We start from the raw sequence: 15,638 nt of genomic DNA, 5'->3' as shown, positions 1-15,638 counted from the left end.
CGGATTGCCCCTGAGCGATATGAGCCTGCAAGTCTTCGACTCGTTGGGCCAGGTGGCTTTTCTCGGACTCCAGGTTTTCGATGCGCGCCGTTGCCTTGGCGAACTGGGTTTCGACCTCTTCCCGACGCGCATCGAACACCTTTTCCCCATGCTCCACCGCCACGACCCAAATGTTCAACATGGCGGCCGCCACCGCCGGCGGCAAAGCGGACGTCAGAGCATCGGCCTTGGCCTGCTCGTCTTTCCAGTGTTTCAACTCATCGTTGATGGTAGTTTGCGTATTCCACCTAAAACAGCCACCGATTCCAATCCAAAAGCGCCACTGATTCCAATCCAAATCCGCCACCCGTTCCAATTGAAACCCGCCACTTGGGCGGGTTGGTTTGGGGTGCTGGCAGGTTCAGCCCGCCGCCGTCTTTTCCTTCCCCCGTGCTTTCAGCTTGCGCATTGACTCCCCCTTCAGCTCGATGCGGTGTGATCCGCTGACCAGCCGATCCAGGATCGCGTCGGCCACGGTGGGATTGCCGCCGCTCAGATAGTCGTGCCACCGATCCACCGGCAGCTGGCTGGTTATGAGCGTCGAACGCGCGCCGCTGCGCTGTTCGATCAACTCCAGCAGATCGTTGCGGCCATGTGCGTTCAGCGTCGCCATGCCGAAGTCGTCGAGGATCAGCAGATCGACCTTGGCGAGCTGCGCGAGACGCTTGCGGAAACTGCCGTCGCCGTGCGAGACCGCCAGGTCTTCCAGCAACAACGGCAGCCGGGCGAACAAGACCGATAGCCCCTGGCGGCAGGCCTGATTGCCGAGCGCGCAGGCGAACCAGGTCTTGCCGCCGCCGGTGGGACCGGTGACGATCAGGTTGAGTCCGTTTCGTATCCAGTTGCACAGGGCGAGCGAGGCGACCTCGCTCCGGTCGAGGCCGCGTCCCGGCCGGTAGTCGATGTCCTCCATGCAGGCGTTCTCTCGCAGTTTGGCGGATTGCAACAGGCGCTGGAGACGGCGGTTGTCGCGGTAGGTCGTCTCCTGATCGACCAGCAGGCCGAAACGTTCCTCGAAGCCCAGATGGCCGGCGGCTGCGCTCGCCATCTGGTCTTCAAATCCGCGTGCCATGCCGAAGAGCTTCATTTCATTGAGTTTGCGCAGGGTGTCTTGAGTCATCATCGTGGTTGTCTCCTGGTTTTCAGTGGTAGTAATGGGGGCCACGCACGTTCGGATGATCGAAAGTGGCTTCCTGCTGGGTGGTTTCGGATTTGGGCTGCTGCTCCAAGCCGTTTTTCAGGATCGAGCGAATGCTGGACAACGCATTGGCGCCGATCTCAAGGGCGCGTCGGCAGGCGGCGTCCAGCCGCTCGGTACCGTGCAGTTTTTCTAGCTTCTTGAGGCCTTGGGCCGCGCGGTAGCCCTGCTCCTTGACCCGGGCTGCCGCCAGCAGAACTTGCAGGAAGCCATGCACGCCGACTCCGATGCCCAAGGCCCACTCCAGTTCGCGGTTGGCATCCCACAGGCCGAAATGGCGATGCGCCGGTTCCAGATGCTGGGGATCGATCACCGGCTCGCTACCGCTGGCCCGCGCATGACTGGCCACCCGGCGGCCCCGGTGCAGGATTTCGATGGTGTGGGCGGTGAGGCGCAGTTCGACGACCTGACGGCACAACGCGAAGGGCACGCTATAGGCGCAGCCATCGACCTCGATACGCGCGTCGAGCCCGACCCGCAGCTTGCGGAATTCGGCGTATTCGAAGGAGCGTTCCGGCAAAGCCTTCAAGGCCGGTTGATCGAGTGACTCGAAAGTGCTGCGGCGCGAACCCGGCAGTTTCTGGAACGGGCGCGCGTTCAGGTCGTCGAGCAACACCCGAATCGCCGCGTTCAGTTCGGCCAGGCTGCCGAACACCCGATGGCGCAGACGGAACAGTATCCAGCGTTCCACCACCAGCACGGCGCTCTCGACCTTGCCCTTGTCTTTGGGTTTATGCGGCCGGGCGGGCAGGATCAGCGCGCCGTAGTGGTCGGCCAGATTCTGATAGGCCGGGTTGAGCACCGGCTCGGTGCGGCTGGCCTTGATGACGGCCGATTTGAGGTTGTCGCAGACGATGACGGCGGGAACGCCGTCAAAGAATTCGAACATCCGGGTATGCGCCGCGATCCAGTCCGGCAGGCGCTGCGACCAGTGTGCCTCGGCATAGGTGTAATTCGACGCCCCCAGCACGCCGACAAATATCTGGGCATGGCGGATTTCGCCGCTGGCGCGATCGATGATGCGCATGGTCGGCCCGGCATAATCGACGAACACCCGTTCGCCCGCGATGTGGGGTTGACGCAGATAGCGCTTGAGCGTCTTCGCCCACATACGGTAGCCGTTGCAGAAATGGCTGTAGCCCACGCCGTCCGGTTGACCGGCCAGGTATTCGCCATGCAGCGCCTGCAAAGTCGCGCCTTTACGCTTGAGTTCGCTGTGGATCAGCGGCCAGTCGGGTTCAATCTTGCGCCGCATTTTGGCAGCAGCGGGTGGGAATAGCCGTTGCTCAAGCTGGGCGTCGTCCAGCCCATCTGGCAGTGGCCAGGGCAGTCTGGTCGCTGCGGCGCGGGTAAGAGTGTCGGTAACGGCGTCGCGCGATAGCCCGAGGCTGTGCGCGATACTTCTGCGGCTGATGCCGTCTTCGTGGGCAAGTCGTAATATCTGCCGGATTTTACGCATGGATATCCTCCTGTTGGCCATGGCTGAACCGGGCCTGCCGCACGCAGCAGGCCGCTTCTCCTGTGTGTGACCCGCGTGCGCCATCCTCGCGGTGGCGATTGAGTCGTTTGAAAGTGGTAAGGAACAGGCCGCAGGTCTTGACAGACCCGCGTGGGGATCGCAGAATCCGGCGTGAAGTGTCTGGTTTCACGCGATTCAAGAAAGGGCTCGGAGCGTCAACTCCGAGCCCTTTTGCATTCCCGGCCTGGGTACGAGAGGCTGGGCTTAACTCATGTCGGTCTCCTTTGGATCAGGCTTGGGCTGGGATTTGTCCAACGAGACCGACGCGCGCCGGTTCCTCGCCGGGCCGCGCGGCTTGAAGCGGTAGCGCTCGGGCCACAAGTCTTCGACCTGGCATTCCAACAGCTGCGCGATATACGCCGCCACGCCATGCGCGGTAGAGCGATCATGGATGACGTTATTCACCACGCCCTGGCGTACACCCAATTCGCGGGCGATCTGGCTTTGGGTTTTGCCGAGGCGGCGCAGGCGGTAGCTAATGTCTAACGCGTCCATGCCCGGAGCGTGACAAGCGCGCCCAATAGAGAGTAATCTATCACTTGATTAAGTCTACATAACACTTTAATGCGTTAACTATAACGCGATAGAGAATGGAAGATCAAGGCACAACTACGCTCGACAAAGCCAGCCTCGACGGCTTGGGGGCACGGCTCGCGCTGGCGATTCTGCATCTGGGCATCAGCCAGTCAGAGTTCGCCCGGCGTCTGGGATCGTCGCCCGGCTTCGTGAGCGATGTGGTGCGCAGGGTGAAGAAGCCGGGCGCGGAGTTTCTGTTCGGAATAAAGCAAACCTTCGGGATCAGCGCCGACTGGCTGCTAAGCGGCACAGGCACGATGCACGGCGGCGGCGGGATCAATCTCGACCTGCTGCGCACCATCCGTCTGCAAGTGTCCGTGGCCAAAGCTGCGATTGTCCAGGGCGACCCCACGGCCAAGGCGCTGCTGCTGCTGATCCGCGACGGGCGGCTGGCGGAAGCCGGCAACGAGCCCGAACTCCGGACCTACCTGGATCGCCTGTGCCCGGAAGACCCCGACCGCGATCTGGCCGACGAACTCTATAACGGCCACTTGTGGACGGACGATCCGGCCACCCAGCAGCGCAATCTGCTGGCGGCGGCCGTCGCATACTTCGAGGCGCGCAAGCCGCTGGACAAGCTCGCTGCGCTGTCGCGCGCGCAAGAATCCCGCGTTCAAATCAACATCAGCCCCAATCAGAGAATCGCGGGGCGGGATTATCACGAGAAGTAAGCGCGACTGGAAACTTACGTACCGATGTCAACCAATCAGGAGATCCGCCATGCAGGAAGAACAGCGTTCTGAAACCACCCAACTCAACCTGGCCGACAGCCAGAGAGTTGCGGGGCGTGACTACTACGAGGGCGTGCCCGATTCCATCAAACTTTATCTCGCCAGCAAACCGGACGCCGAGTTGGACCGGGAGGTTATCGGGAACGAACGTCTGTTCTACCACCGATTCGGACTCGATTTGCAGCTACCTGCGCGCGAGCAGATCATCGCAATCAAGCAGAAGCATGGTTATACCGACCGGCAAATGGGTTGGCTGCGCCTTTCGGGACAATTGCGGATCAGGCAGGATCGAGCGTGGCTTGCGCCGAACCGTTCGATGGCGGTGGCCGGCTGGATACAACTCGGCGTACTGGCACTGGTTTGCATGGCAATGGTTTTTGCGATTGCATTCTCGACCGCGCCATCCTGGAAACAGATGGTTGGCCAGATCATTGTGGCTATCGTCTGCCTCACAGGGGCGTGGGTGCTTAAAAATCTCTACATCGAACCCTGGCGGCTCGTTCGCCACGTGTCGAAGGCTGACAAGCTGGCGAATTGATGCGTCAGGAATGACCCGGCTGTAAGGTTGCCATGCTTGGTCTTAGCCGCGCGCCCCTCACCGCTCCCGCAAACTCTCGCTCGTCGCCTGCATCAGCGGACTCAAGAAACACTCGATCACCCGCCGTGTGCCCGTCTTGACCTCGACCGTCACCGCTATCCATGGGGTGAGGCGCACGGCCTTGTTTTCCACCCGGATGGTGTCTTTGTACGGAAAAAATCGTACCCCGGTACGGGCTACGGATACGCCCAATAGTCATGCACCCGCCGCAACTCGCTGACGAAATAGGTGAGCCGGCACCTGCCTCGAAACAACCCAAGTTCAGCGGCAAGGGTAAAGAACCCATTGCCTGGCGTATTTCTGTTTCGGTGAATAACCACGGCGGACAGCAGCGGACGCCCCTCTTCGTGCTCATGCCGCGAGATTTGATTGAGCAAGATGTACATCCGTCTGCGATGCCCCGGCTTTGCCATATCCAGGCCCACCAGTGGCGCGGCTTCGCTGTAGCCTATCACCCTGCTGTGCCTCGCGACCTCGCAGAGTCGTCCATATAGTTTTTGATTCAAGCGGCTCAGAAACTCAGCCTGCTTTTTTTCGCATTGCCCCTAGTAAACCAGCGCCCAGCATCACTAATGCCCACGCGGGGATAGGCACGTCGCCATCAGTAGGAGTTGCCGCATTGGCCACAGTGCTCGTCCCGGAGACATTGTTTGAGCCAAGCGGATCGAACACTGCCGACGAAACACTGGCCGAAGCATCCAGAGTCGTCGCTGCACTGGGTTGCACCACGACCTGGAAAGAAGCATTCGAGGCGCTGTTGAGACTGGGAAGGGTACAAGTCACCAAAGAATTGGCATAACTACACCCCGACGTTGCAGACACAAAACTGGCCTGGCTGGGCAAGGACAATACCGCGCTGACCCCAGTGGCCGCGTCTGGCCCATAGTTGATGAGCTGCAGGTCGTAAGTCAGATTGGCGCCGGTCAACGCCGGATCTGGGCTGTCGCTGAGCGATATGCCCAAGTCGGCACTGCTGCTGGTGGAGTAAGCCGTATTGAAATAGCCGCTGTTTCCGGCGCCATGCACTTGAACGGGGACCAGGCTCTTATCGGTGGAGCTGTATGTACCGTTGCCCAATTGCCCGTAATTGTTGAACCCCCAAGCCTCTACAGATAAATTGTTTCCCATGCCCACGGTGTAGTCGCGCCCGACATCGACATCCATGACGTCGTTCAAGCCGCTGCCAACAGGGCTGGGGCTTTTCCGGGTGGTGGTCGTGCCGTCGCCCATGGCTCCTCCAAAGTTGGAGCCGCACCCTGCCAGACTGCCGTTCTCCAATAACATCACGGTGTCGTATTCGGCAACAGAGATTTTCACGGCGGGCGCAGAGAGTATTATTTCTTTTGGCAGAAACTTGGTAGCCACATCCCCCTGGCAAAGTTGCCCCCAGTTGTTGTAGCCCCAGGCGTAGACCTTCCCGTCCCATGTCATGGCCATGCTGGAATCGCTCTCTGTTCCGGCGCCGCCCGTGGTGTTGCCCCCGGCTGCAATCGCAACGATGTCGGCAAGGCCAGGGACTTGTATTGCAACCGGCGAAGCAGTCGCGCTCGTATCGCTTGTGGCATTGGCATTCAAGCCCCACGCCCAGACCGTGCCATCCCGTTTCAGAGCCATCGAGCGCTTGCCGCCTGCGGAAATCGAGATCACGTCGGTCAGCCCGCTCACCTGCACCGGCACAAGGGAGTCCGTGTAGTTGCCCACGCCTCGTCCAAGCTGGCCGGACGCATTAAGCCCCCAGGCCCATACCGTGCCGTCCGATTTGAGGGCAAGGCTATGGCGGTCGCCTGCGGCAATCGCAATGGCATCGGTCAATCCGGACGCCTGCACCGGCGTAATCTGGGTAGACGTTGTGCCGTTACCAACCATGCCCTGGCCGTTATAGCCCCAGCCCCACACGGTGCCATCGCTTTTGAGCGCGATCGTATGCCATATCCCCGCACTCACATCCCGCACGCCGCTCAGAGTGGGAAGAGGCGAACCCGGGTAGGGGCGTGTCAGGCTCAGCGACTCGCCGCCGCCGAGTTGCCCGAACGAATTTCTGCCCCAAGTCACGACCGAGCCATCGGCCTTGGCGGCAACGGTGTGGTAGCCACCCGCCGATACCTTCGAGCGCGCGCCGGCAACCGCCTGCCCCGCATCCAGAATCCCGGTACCGCAGGTAATGTTGTCGCAGTCGAAGGACGTGCCGGTCGGGAAATTGCGCGTGGTGTTCGCCAGGATGGCGGCAATCTGCGGCGGGCTCATCTCGGGCTTGATCGCGCGCATCAGCGCGGCAACGCCGGAGACATGCGGAGCCGCGAAACTTGTTCCTGAATAGTTACCCGTTACCACACCGTCGTTAAGCGCAGCGGTTGTTCCCCCATCGCCTGCGGTGTACAGCGGCTTATCGGTTTTGTCGCCGCCCGGCGCACTCAAAGTGGCGGACTCCCCTCGGTTACTGTACGAGGCTAATCCACCCTTTGAATCAACCGCTGCAACCCGGATGACGCCGTTGCAGTTGGCGGGGGAAAATGCCCCGACTTGGGCGCTGTTACCTACCGCGGCAACGATCACTGCACCATTCGTACGGGCATCGTTGATAGCGGTTTGCATGTCTACTGAACACGCGTTTGGACCGCCAGCACTGATGTTGATTACCTTGGCCGGATTGGCATTGATAGGCGCACCTGAGACCGTAAGCCCGGCAGCCCAGCGGATGGCATCCTGCATATCGGTTTCATGATAAACCCCCTCAGGGGCCACGCATTTACCGGTCACGCGTATAGGCACTACTTTGGTCTGCCAGTCCACCCCCGCCATGCCGACGCCGTTGTTGGTATTGGCAGCAAGAATGCTGGCGACCCGGGTGCCATGCCAACTGGATGGAGATTCCAGGCAGCCGCCGGTGGCCTGCGCCGCTGTCACCCAATTACCGGGGTCGGTGGGGGTTGCATCCCGACCTCCCGCCTCTAATTCACTCAGATCATTCGCGCGAACTGAATTGGTAATAAAGTCATAGCCCGGCAGTAGCCGGCCAGACAGCTCGGGATGAGACGGCAGCACACCCGAATCAATCACAGCGACCACCATAGTGTTCTTGCCAGTGATGATGTCCCAGGCAGGGGGTAGGTTGGCTCCGCCAAGGCCCGTGTCGCCCTTTAGATTCCACTGCGCGCTGTATAAAGGATCGGTGGCCACGGCAAGATTGAAATTCATCCCGATCGGCGGTGGTTCGGCAAAAAGAATTCCAGGCAGTGTACGAATTCGGGCGGCAATTGCCTCGGCCTCGGAGTGAGTAATCTTTTTAAGCGGTGTGAATGTATGCGTATCTCCGCTCGCCCCTTGAGTATATTCGAGCTCTATACCCGCTGCTTCTATAATGCGCTGCTGCCAGTCATTGCTCAGTGGCTGGGGATTCCTCGCATTCCGCGTTGTCAGCGCGACCGTAATCGTCCAAAAATGTGCGTAGGTTTTCATGGATTCCCGGTGGGCTTTAATCTCCTCGGAATTCATACTGGGGCTTAGTCTGTTCTCGGGTAGCGGCGCCGCTTTAGACTTGGCTGTTTCGGCGGAATGCGCAGCGGTGGCGGCCAAGGCGAATGCCAAGACCATGGCTTTGGCGATGGGTTTCAGTTGCGGATTGTTCATGACTCACTTGCTCCCCGTGGATTCTGTCGGCAGCGGTGGCGGCACGCTGGGTTCCGGCTCGTTCGGGTTGAAGCTGGGGTCGATGGGTTCGGCGTACATGATGGCCCCATTGCTTTGTAGCACCATCCAGTTGGCAATCTCCCATGCCTGGGCGCGGGTCAGATTTCGGTTGATGCGCAATATCTGCCCCCCGCTTCTTTCCGATCGAACGTGAGCCACACCTTCGCCTGCGCGGGCGCTCATTTCCATCGCCCGCTGCGCGCCGGATAAGTTCACGTCGGCCTGCTTGGCATCCAGATGGCGAACCCGGAATTCCGTAATCGATGGAATCTCAGGCGGGTCGCCCGCCGCCCACGCTGGATTAAACGGCAGCAGGACAGCCAGGCTGATGAAGACTTGCAGTCGAATGCGCATAATCGAACTCCGTGGTGGCAATGAAATGGTTGTGAGGAAGAAGGTAGTGAGGCTCACATGGCCGTGGCCGGACAAAATACGTCCTTGATCTCGTGGATTTCCCCTTGGTTGTCCTCGATCCACAGGTGCATGGCAGTGGGGCGCGAGGAGTGAAGACGGACCTGTTCCGAATTGGCGCAGAGCAGCTTTTCGTTTCTTTCGACTCCGTGGGGTTGAAAGAAGTAGGCTCGAAGAACATTCCCGCAATCTTCCTGATTCTCTCCAAGTAAAAGTTCCAATTGGGTCTCGCCCTGGGTAATGCCTTGTACTTCGGCCTGGGTAAAGACCGCGCGTTTGAGCTTGATCCAGTCCGGAAAGTTGGGCTGGTCGATGGCGGTAAGGAGAACGCCCAAATAGAGCGGACCAGCGGAGCCAGGCATTAAGTCCTGGAAACCCTGGGGGAGGGCCACTATCTGGACACCGCCTATTTCCATCGGGGTGAGCGCGGGCTTAAGGTTCTCTCCTTTATTGGTGCCATCCGGGTAATGAGTGATAAAACAGCTTCGCTCGCCAAGTTTTGGCTTGGGGGGCAATTGGATGCGCTCCTCGGGCGTGCGTACTCGGTACAGAACGCGCGTAACCTGTCCGCGAGCATTGTTGTAGTCGTTGCTATCTGCATCAGAGGAGACCCCGGACATTACCGAAGTTTGCCGCACACCCTGTGCCGGTACAGTCCACTGGTAGCTGGTTGATGCGCCTGGCGCAAGCTCGGATAACGCGCATTCGATATTGATATCGACAACGCGGCATGCCACATCCAAGGGCGACAGAAGTTTGCCGTAAACGGGGGAAAGTACGACTCGCGCATTGCGCGCCGTGCCCGGCCCGTGATTGCTGACAGTGAGGCGATATGTCAGGGGCTCGCCCTGGCGCACCGGATCGGGGGAGTCGGTTAGCGTGACGGACAAATCTGCCGTCTCGTTCGGCGCGGCGGCCTGAACGGCTGCTGAGGCAATGAAGACAGCAAGAATGACGGCAAAGAAACGGAGCACAGGAACCTTCCCCCAAAGTGATCCGGTGTGGTTGTTGTGCCGGATGAATTATGAGGAGGCTACGCAATCGGCGTGACGTTTGGTCACGCGCCTTGTGGGAAATTCATAAGCCAAACGGCCCTTAGACTAAAGTTGTATAGACAGCGACGTGAATTTATGAAACAGACCAATTCATGCGGCTTTGCGCTGAACCAGCCACCATCCAGCCACGCCCAGTATCACCGCAACCCCAAGCCTGCCGCCCGCATGCATGAACTCGTGCCAGGCCATCAGCATCGAGAAACGCTCCGGTTCCAGGTTGTCGATGAAGATGTCCCATACATAGGCATGCAGCGTAAGTGGCAGGTCGACGACCAGAAAGGCTGCCGCGAACAGCGCCGCAAGCGCGAAGACCGCCGCCCGGACATGAATCCGGGCCGGCAAAGCCAGCGCCAGCGCGGGCGCGATCACCAGAGGCTGCAGCATCGCGCCGGTGGTGGTGGTAACTTCCAGCCAGCCATCGGACTGAGGTTCGATCACCTGACCGCCCATGACGAAGTGATCGACAACGTTCACCCTGAGCCTGACCACGGTGTCCTGCCAGTTGTGCTCGACGCCGAGAAACAGAATGCCAAAGCGGTCGTCGATCCAGCCGAGCACGATGCGCGTTGCCGGCAGTAGATTTTCGATCAGCGATTCGCCCCCTGCCCACGCGGCCGCAAGCGTGACGGCAAGCCCGATGAGCAGCGCCAGCGCGAACCGGCCCGGGCTAGGCCAGACGGCTGCGGTGGAGGACGGCATAGAAGTACAGGGCAACCGCCGCGATCAGCACCGCCGGCAGGAGGGTGGTATGAAGAAGGTCGAACAGACTGCGTTCGTTGCGGAAGGCATAGAACAGCGCAAGGATGCGCGCCTGGTTGAGCACGAATACGAGCCCCAGCCCCAAGGCCAAGCCGATCAGTCTTTGCCTCCAGCCAAGATTGACGGCGGCGAAGGCCGCGACGAGCAGGAACATGACTTCGGTGCCTTCGCAGCCGTTGAGGATGTTCAAGCCGCCGCCGGGGGCCTTGATGCTGGCGGCGACCGGCCTGGCGTTCGCCTCCGGGGTGATGACTTGCACCAGCGCGGCGGCGGGCTTGACCGTGGCTTCATGAATGACCAGCCGTTCGACCCAGGTTTCGCGTGCCTCGCCCCAAGCCCATTGCAATACGCCGAATACGCCAAGGAAGATCGTCAGGGTCAGCCACAGGGGATAAGGGTCGCGAGGCGGCTCGCTTTCGCATGCGCCATCGGGCAAATAGGGCACGTCGTTGTGGGTGGGGAGTGGCATGACAGGGAACGGACAATCTGGACGGCGCCATGCTCAACTTCATGAGTGACAAAATGATGACTGCCAACTTCAACATCAGGTGGCGGGTTTCAGTTGGAATAGATGGCGGTTTTGGAGTGGAACGGGTGGCGGGTTTGAACTGGAATGGGTGGGGGGTTTGAATCAGAATCAGTGGCGGTTTTCACTGGAATACGCACACTGGGGTCAGCATCGATGGAATTCATGCGTCAGCATGGGATCCTGAAAGATGTCTACAAGGAGTCGGAAAGCACCTCGCATCGAACTGCGCGAGGTCGTTCCATCACACATCGCACGTCCAAAGGGCCAGGTTTTGGGCCAAAGGGCATCATGCGCTACGTGCTGCCACAAACGGTGTTCCTGAAGCTCAAGGATATCGGTGGGGATGTGCTTCCAGCTTACCGGGAGCACTATCAGGAAGTTGCAATGTCCCCCGAGATGAGCGAGCAGTATGACGGCCTCAGCCGAGTACTTCGTGCCGAACTGAAAGAAGCCCTCAGAAAGGGGGACAAAACGCTCCTCGGTGTCGTTCTCAATGTGCTGCTGGCTTGGCCTGACTGCTGCTTCCGGGAAGAGTCGGTCCGGCATCCCAGAACCAGGCTTCAATTGGCACACACCCCTGCTGTACTGGGGGAGGAGGCCGGTCCCAAGGAGGAAGAGCTGATCGCACTTTGTCGGCGAGAGAAATCGCGTGGACGGAAGGTGCTGGTATACGCCACCTACACCGGTACCCGCGACACTACGACGCGCATGAAGAAGCTTCTGGACAACGAAGGCTTCAAGGTCGCAGTCCTGCGAGCCAGCGTTGATGCATCGAAGCGGGAAGACTGGCTGTTCGAGCAGGTTGAGCGAGGGGTGGAGGTCATCATCACCAATCCCGAGCTCGTGAAGACCGGTCTCGATATGCTGGAATTCCCGACCATTGTCTTCATGCAGACAAGCTATAACGTCTATACCCTCCAGCAAGCCTCACGGCGCAGCTGGAGGATTGGACAGACCGAGCCTGTGGATGTGTATTTCCTGGGTTACAAGGGAACTGCACAGACAACTTGCCTGGAGCTTATGGCCAAGAAGATCGCGGTTTCACAAAGTACTTCCGGCGACATGCCGGATTCTGGTCTCGATGTTCTGAACCAGTCTGGTGACAGCATCGAGGTCGCCCTGGCGAAGCAGTTGATCGCCTGAGTTTCAAGTTAAAAGTCACCCTTAGGGGTGGCTTTTTTTTTGGCGTGGGAATTGCTGATGCTGGGGCAAACATTATTTAAGGGCAGATTGCATGAACACCGTATCTGACGTCATCACCCTTGCGGCAAACAACGATATCGTCGAGCTGCACGCACATGAGAGACTTTACTGGACGACCCGCAAGCGCTTTGACGAGCTGGTCGAGATATCCTCCATGATTGAATCGGCAATCAGTAAAGGCGCATCATTGTCGACGCTTCGACATATTTTCGATGAATCCAAGACGATCGAAGATATGCAGGGTCGATACCATTCATGGACCTCAGGCAATGGCACTCCAAGACGCAAACGGCGATCTCCAGCGATTTCTGTCGGGGAAAACCTAGTAAGCTGTTCAAAGGAATGCCCATCCTGAACATAGGGGTAGGGGTATGTCGTCAATTTCCGTTCTTCGGCCTGAGCGGCCACTCGGGACTCTTGCTTTTAGCGACTGGTACCGAGCCATTCCGGCCACTGGCTCACTGAGGAATAAGAGCAGCTGAATAGGTGCTCCGGAGCGAAACAAGAAAACCCCGCCGAAGCGAGTGTGGCTTGCCTGAAAAGTGTATGTCTGGACTTCTCCCGCTTCAATAGTCAGGTCGTTGGTTACTTCTTCCTACGCGCAACGAATCCCGCCAGTACCAGCCCAGCCACTATCATTGCGTAGCTCTTTGGCTCGGGTACAGGTCCACTAAAATGACTTGTCCAGTTCTATACATGATTCTTTGTCAGGTTCCCAAAGGAAAGGTGATGTCTTGCCAAGCGCCTTTCCTTCGTCGTCGTTCCAGCCTTTCGGTGAACAGAACTTGAAGCCCACTTTCGTCACGCTTGTCGACTGGATGGCACCCTCGAATGGGATGCTCTGCATACACTGGAATTTCCCCGCATCGTCCGATTCTTTGGATTCGTCGATCACGTAGTCGGCAAGGTTTGATCTGGTCGAATAGAAGGTTGTATACCCCTCATTGCGCTTTCTCTCGGCGTCGCCACCGGCAGCAAATACAGAATCTCCCCAAAGGCGAAATGGATAAATTTTCCGCTTGGGCTCTGAAGCCATGCCCCGCGCGCTTGCGGTAATGCTGCTTTTCAAGGCAGCGTCGACTGCCAAGGACTGTGCTTGAAGAAAGGACGAATAGCCGCCGCCGAAGATCTTGTCCAAATCGGATGCAGATAGCCTGACCGCGGCGTTGATTGCGCTGGCGATGTCTCGATCCTCGCTGAAGTAATGATGCTTGGCACCGAGCGTGAAATTCACGATGTATGGATTATCGAGAACCGAATCGGCACCGGTCTTCCCAAATTTTTTGTCCCGTATCAGTTTGGTGACCAGGTCATCACCATATTCCAAGGCCGACGACCGAAGGGATGCCGCCACTAGGTAGCCGCTTCGCCTGTTGGTATCGCCTGCTGTTCCCGACAATGCGCTCCCAACCGCTGCAGATACACTGCGTTCCGAATCCGCGGCCCACCTGAAGATAAATACGTTTGGCTTGCTCCCGAGCTTCGTTATCACGTCAGTTGATACGGAAGCACGTTGCCCAGCTTCGTCGATTTCCTTTCTAATGGACTGTTCTAGTTGAATCAGGCTAGGCTCATCAATCTCTGCCAAGCCGAGGACACTCGCGTACGTCTTGAGGAGTGGCTCCTCGTCCACGGAGCCAGCTTGCTTTGACCTGCTGAAAGTAGCTCGGGCGTTGGAAAGCACTTGCAACTTCGTTTCGGCGATAGCCTTTCTCACCAACGCGCCTCTCAACGATTCAATCGCTGCGGCGATCTCAGTTACGTCTTCAGTGCTAGCGTCCGAGTCATATCGCGTTTCGACGATGCGCGAGCAGCTCGTCACAATGGGGACACTCAGCAGATCCGGCAAGTCTCGTCCTGGAACGGAGAGCAATTTTCCCGCGGCATACGGTGGTGCAATTCCGGTGATAGAAACGGACGAACGGTGGCTGATATCGCCGTCGCTTCGGGTTGCAGCTTCCGCACCGAGTTGCTCAAGCGAAAATGTTATGGGGGCCTTTGCTGGAGTTCCGCAGGACGTTAGGGCGGCAAGAGAAATTGCCGAACTGACAGTTAATAGGACCCTTCTCATACTGCCTCCCTGTGGTTTGACGGGTGGGTCAGCGCTTCAACTGGCGCTTTCACCGAGGAATATTTTTGGCGCATAACACGAAGCAAATGATGTGCCATTGAAATGTCACATTGATTACAAAGATTTAACCGCCATCCCTTTGACGGCTTGCTCTCGCCCGTAAAGAATTTCGACACCTCACCAGGAACTACGCTTAACCCTGTTGAGTTCGTATACTCGCCACACACCACGGCTAGATGTGATGTTTCAGTAGGTTGTTCATCCGTATCTGATCTGGGAAGCTGGTGTTGTCGAGACAGCAACCCCCATCTCAGGAGTACGGATGAACAGCCATAAGCATGCGAGATTGACGGCCAAAGGTCGAGCCCTGTTGGTGAAACGGGTGACCGAAGAGGGCTGGACAGTGCGGGAAGCCAGCGAGGCTGCCGGCGTCAGTCAACGCACCGGGTTCAAATGGCTGGCGCGTTTCCGGGAGGAAGGTGAAGCCGGCCTGGCAGACCGCAGTTCACGTCCTCGGCGTTGCCCGCACGCCATTCCTCCGGAACGGAAAGAGTACTGGGAGTCGCTACGACGCCAGCGTTGGCCGCAATGGCGGATTGCTGCCGAGACGGGAAACAGCCTGGCATCGGTCAGTCGCCATCTGCGCCGGATCGGGCTGGCACGCCTGAAATCACTCGACCCCGTCGAGCCGGTCGTGCGCTACGAACGGGCGACGCCTGGCGAATTGCTGCACATCGACACCAAGCGCCTGGGGCGGATCGATGGCATCGGACATCGCATCACCGGCCAGCGCCAGCACCGCAGCCGCGGTATCGGCTGGGACAGCGTGCACCTGGCCATCGACGACCACTCGCGGGTGTCCTTCGCCCGCATCAAAGCCGACGAGACCGCCACGAGCTGTGTGCAGTTTCTGCGTGAGGCCGTGGCCTACTATGCGAGCCTGGGTGTGCGCATCGACCGTGTAATGACCGATAACGGCAGTGGGTACAAGAATGCCTTCCGGGCCGCGTGCGTGGAGCTGGGCATTCGCCATCTGCGCACCAAGCCGTACACACCCAAGACGAACGGCAAGGTCGAGCGCTTCGTACAGACCAGCCTGCGGGAATGGGCGTATGCACGCCCTTACGAGAGTTCAGCCCAGCGGGAAGCCGCCTTGCAGCCCTTCATCCACCGCTACAACTGGCATCGACCACACTCGGCCATCAACCACCAGCCACCCATGACCCGCATACCGGCCATGAACAACCTGCTGAAACTCAACA

Annotated in this window: 16 protein-coding genes and 1 pseudogene; 5 read left to right on the top strand and 12 right to left on the bottom strand. The window is 58.9% G+C overall.

Features of this window, described 5'->3' with window-relative positions:
• From B059_RS0118090 to B059_RS0118075, 4 genes are all read right to left on the bottom strand, one after another.
• On the bottom strand, positions 1 to 346 hold a 346-nt coding region (locus B059_RS0118090), incomplete at its 3' end, for a DNA-binding protein (protein WP_245538828.1).
• A gap of 54 nt (positions 347 to 400) precedes the next feature.
• A complete protein-coding gene (istB, locus tag B059_RS0118085) occupies positions 401 to 1,162 on the bottom strand; it encodes an IS21-like element helper ATPase IstB (RefSeq protein WP_018079634.1) in 762 nt (253 codons plus the stop codon).
• Between the two features lie 19 nt (positions 1,163 to 1,181).
• The gene (istA, locus tag B059_RS0118080; RefSeq protein ID WP_081601698.1) at positions 1,182 to 2,717 is read right to left on the bottom strand and encodes an IS21 family transposase; all 1,536 of its coding nucleotides are present in this window, start codon (positions 2,715 to 2,717) and stop codon (positions 1,182 to 1,184) included.
• Between the two features lie 243 nt (positions 2,718 to 2,960).
• Positions 2,961 to 3,251, bottom strand: a complete 291-nt coding sequence (locus tag B059_RS0118075; RefSeq protein ID WP_018079632.1) for a helix-turn-helix domain-containing protein — start codon at positions 3,249 to 3,251, stop codon at positions 2,961 to 2,963.
• A 95-nt stretch (positions 3,252 to 3,346) separates the two neighbouring features.
• On the opposite strand from B059_RS0118075, the gene B059_RS20140 reads away from it, so the two are divergent.
• Complete coding sequence (locus B059_RS20140; protein WP_018079631.1) at positions 3,347 to 4,003, top strand: helix-turn-helix domain-containing protein; 657 nt, start codon at positions 3,347 to 3,349, stop codon at positions 4,001 to 4,003.
• A gap of 49 nt (positions 4,004 to 4,052) precedes the next feature.
• Positions 4,053 to 4,601, top strand: coding sequence for a hypothetical protein (locus tag B059_RS0118065; protein ID WP_018079630.1), 549 nt, complete (start codon positions 4,053 to 4,055; stop codon positions 4,599 to 4,601).
• Positions 4,602 to 4,837: 236 nt separating this feature from the next.
• Here the strand turns inward: B059_RS0118065 and B059_RS21060 are convergent, their stop codons facing one another.
• From B059_RS21060 to B059_RS0118040, 6 genes are all read right to left on the bottom strand, one after another.
• Entirely contained in the window at positions 4,838 to 5,038 is a 201-nt protein-coding gene (locus B059_RS21060) for a hypothetical protein (protein ID WP_157273827.1), read from the bottom strand.
• A 142-nt stretch (positions 5,039 to 5,180) separates the two neighbouring features.
• Positions 5,181 to 8,288 carry an RCC1 domain-containing protein gene (locus tag B059_RS20135; RefSeq protein WP_081601697.1) on the bottom strand — a complete coding sequence of 1,036 codons (3,108 nt, stop codon included), beginning with the start codon at positions 8,286 to 8,288 and terminating at the stop codon, positions 5,181 to 5,183.
• Between the two features lie 3 nt (positions 8,289 to 8,291).
• Complete coding sequence (locus tag B059_RS0118055; RefSeq protein ID WP_018079628.1) at positions 8,292 to 8,702, bottom strand: hypothetical protein; 411 nt, start codon at positions 8,700 to 8,702, stop codon at positions 8,292 to 8,294.
• A 53-nt stretch (positions 8,703 to 8,755) separates the two neighbouring features.
• Positions 8,756 to 9,733, bottom strand: coding sequence for a CARDB domain-containing protein (locus B059_RS0118050; protein ID WP_018079627.1), 978 nt, complete (start codon positions 9,731 to 9,733; stop codon positions 8,756 to 8,758).
• Positions 9,734 to 9,904: 171 nt separating this feature from the next.
• Complete coding sequence (locus B059_RS0118045) at positions 9,905 to 10,513, bottom strand: hypothetical protein (RefSeq protein ID WP_018079626.1); 609 nt, start codon at positions 10,511 to 10,513, stop codon at positions 9,905 to 9,907.
• Positions 10,482 to 11,042, bottom strand: a complete 561-nt coding sequence (locus B059_RS0118040) for an archaeosortase/exosortase family protein (protein WP_018079625.1) — start codon at positions 11,040 to 11,042, stop codon at positions 10,482 to 10,484. The genes B059_RS0118045 and B059_RS0118040 overlap by 32 nt, the downstream gene beginning before the upstream one ends.
• A 213-nt stretch (positions 11,043 to 11,255) precedes the next feature.
• Between B059_RS0118040 and B059_RS19750 the strand changes: the two genes are divergently transcribed.
• Positions 11,256 to 12,245: a helicase-related protein gene (locus B059_RS19750; protein WP_018079624.1), complete on the top strand. Its 990-nt coding sequence runs from the start codon at positions 11,256 to 11,258 to the stop codon at positions 12,243 to 12,245.
• 91 nt (positions 12,246 to 12,336) lie between these two features.
• Positions 12,337 to 12,660, top strand: a complete 324-nt coding sequence (locus B059_RS21055; RefSeq protein WP_157273825.1) for a hypothetical protein — start codon at positions 12,337 to 12,339, stop codon at positions 12,658 to 12,660.
• Between the two features lie 230 nt (positions 12,661 to 12,890).
• Here the strand turns inward: B059_RS21055 and B059_RS21810 are convergent.
• Both B059_RS21810 and B059_RS0118030 read right to left on the bottom strand, forming a co-directional pair.
• Positions 12,891 to 12,965: pseudogene (locus B059_RS21810) on the bottom strand (PEP-CTERM sorting domain-containing protein); the annotation flags it as partial.
• A gap of 10 nt (positions 12,966 to 12,975) precedes the next feature.
• Positions 12,976 to 14,154 carry a hypothetical protein gene (locus B059_RS0118030; RefSeq protein WP_018079623.1) on the bottom strand — a complete coding sequence of 393 codons (1,179 nt, stop codon included), beginning with the start codon at positions 14,152 to 14,154 and terminating at the stop codon, positions 12,976 to 12,978.
• Between the two features lie 544 nt (positions 14,155 to 14,698).
• On the opposite strand from B059_RS0118030, the gene B059_RS0118025 reads away from it, so the two are divergent.
• Positions 14,699 to 15,638 (top strand): IS481 family transposase (locus B059_RS0118025; RefSeq protein WP_018077867.1); only part of this gene is annotated, 940 nt, incomplete at its 3' end.

The sequence above is a fragment of the Thiobacillus denitrificans DSM 12475 genome (assembly GCF_000376425.1).
Lineage (GTDB): Bacteria > Pseudomonadota > Gammaproteobacteria > Burkholderiales > Thiobacillaceae > Thiobacillus > Thiobacillus denitrificans.
Note: the sequence above shows the minus strand (reverse complement) of the source record. Positions and strands in the feature narration are given on the sequence as shown.

Excerpts from the sequence above, each read along its gene's own strand:
- B059_RS0118040 (WP_018079625.1), bottom strand. The coding sequence starts at position 11,042 with ATGCCACTCCCCACCCACAACGACGTGCCCTATTTGCCCGATGGCGCA.
- B059_RS21055 (WP_157273825.1), top strand. The coding sequence starts at position 12,337 with ATGAACACCGTATCTGACGTCATCACCCTTGCGGCAAACAACGATATC.
- B059_RS0118045 (WP_018079626.1), bottom strand. The coding sequence starts at position 10,513 with ATGCCGTCCTCCACCGCAGCCGTCTGGCCTAGCCCGGGCCGGTTCGCG.
- B059_RS19750 (WP_018079624.1), top strand. The coding sequence starts at position 11,256 with ATGGAATTCATGCGTCAGCATGGGATCCTGAAAGATGTCTACAAGGAG.
- B059_RS20135 (WP_081601697.1), bottom strand. The coding sequence starts at position 8,288 with ATGAACAATCCGCAACTGAAACCCATCGCCAAAGCCATGGTCTTGGCA.
- B059_RS20140 (WP_018079631.1), top strand. The coding sequence starts at position 3,347 with ATGGAAGATCAAGGCACAACTACGCTCGACAAAGCCAGCCTCGACGGC.
- B059_RS0118055 (WP_018079628.1), bottom strand. The coding sequence starts at position 8,702 with ATGCGCATTCGACTGCAAGTCTTCATCAGCCTGGCTGTCCTGCTGCCG.
- istB (WP_018079634.1), bottom strand. The coding sequence starts at position 1,162 with ATGATGACTCAAGACACCCTGCGCAAACTCAATGAAATGAAGCTCTTC.
- B059_RS0118075 (WP_018079632.1), bottom strand. The coding sequence starts at position 3,251 with ATGGACGCGTTAGACATTAGCTACCGCCTGCGCCGCCTCGGCAAAACC.
- istA (WP_081601698.1), bottom strand. The coding sequence starts at position 2,717 with ATGGCCAACAGGAGGATATCCATGCGTAAAATCCGGCAGATATTACGA.
- B059_RS0118065 (WP_018079630.1), top strand. The coding sequence starts at position 4,053 with ATGCAGGAAGAACAGCGTTCTGAAACCACCCAACTCAACCTGGCCGAC.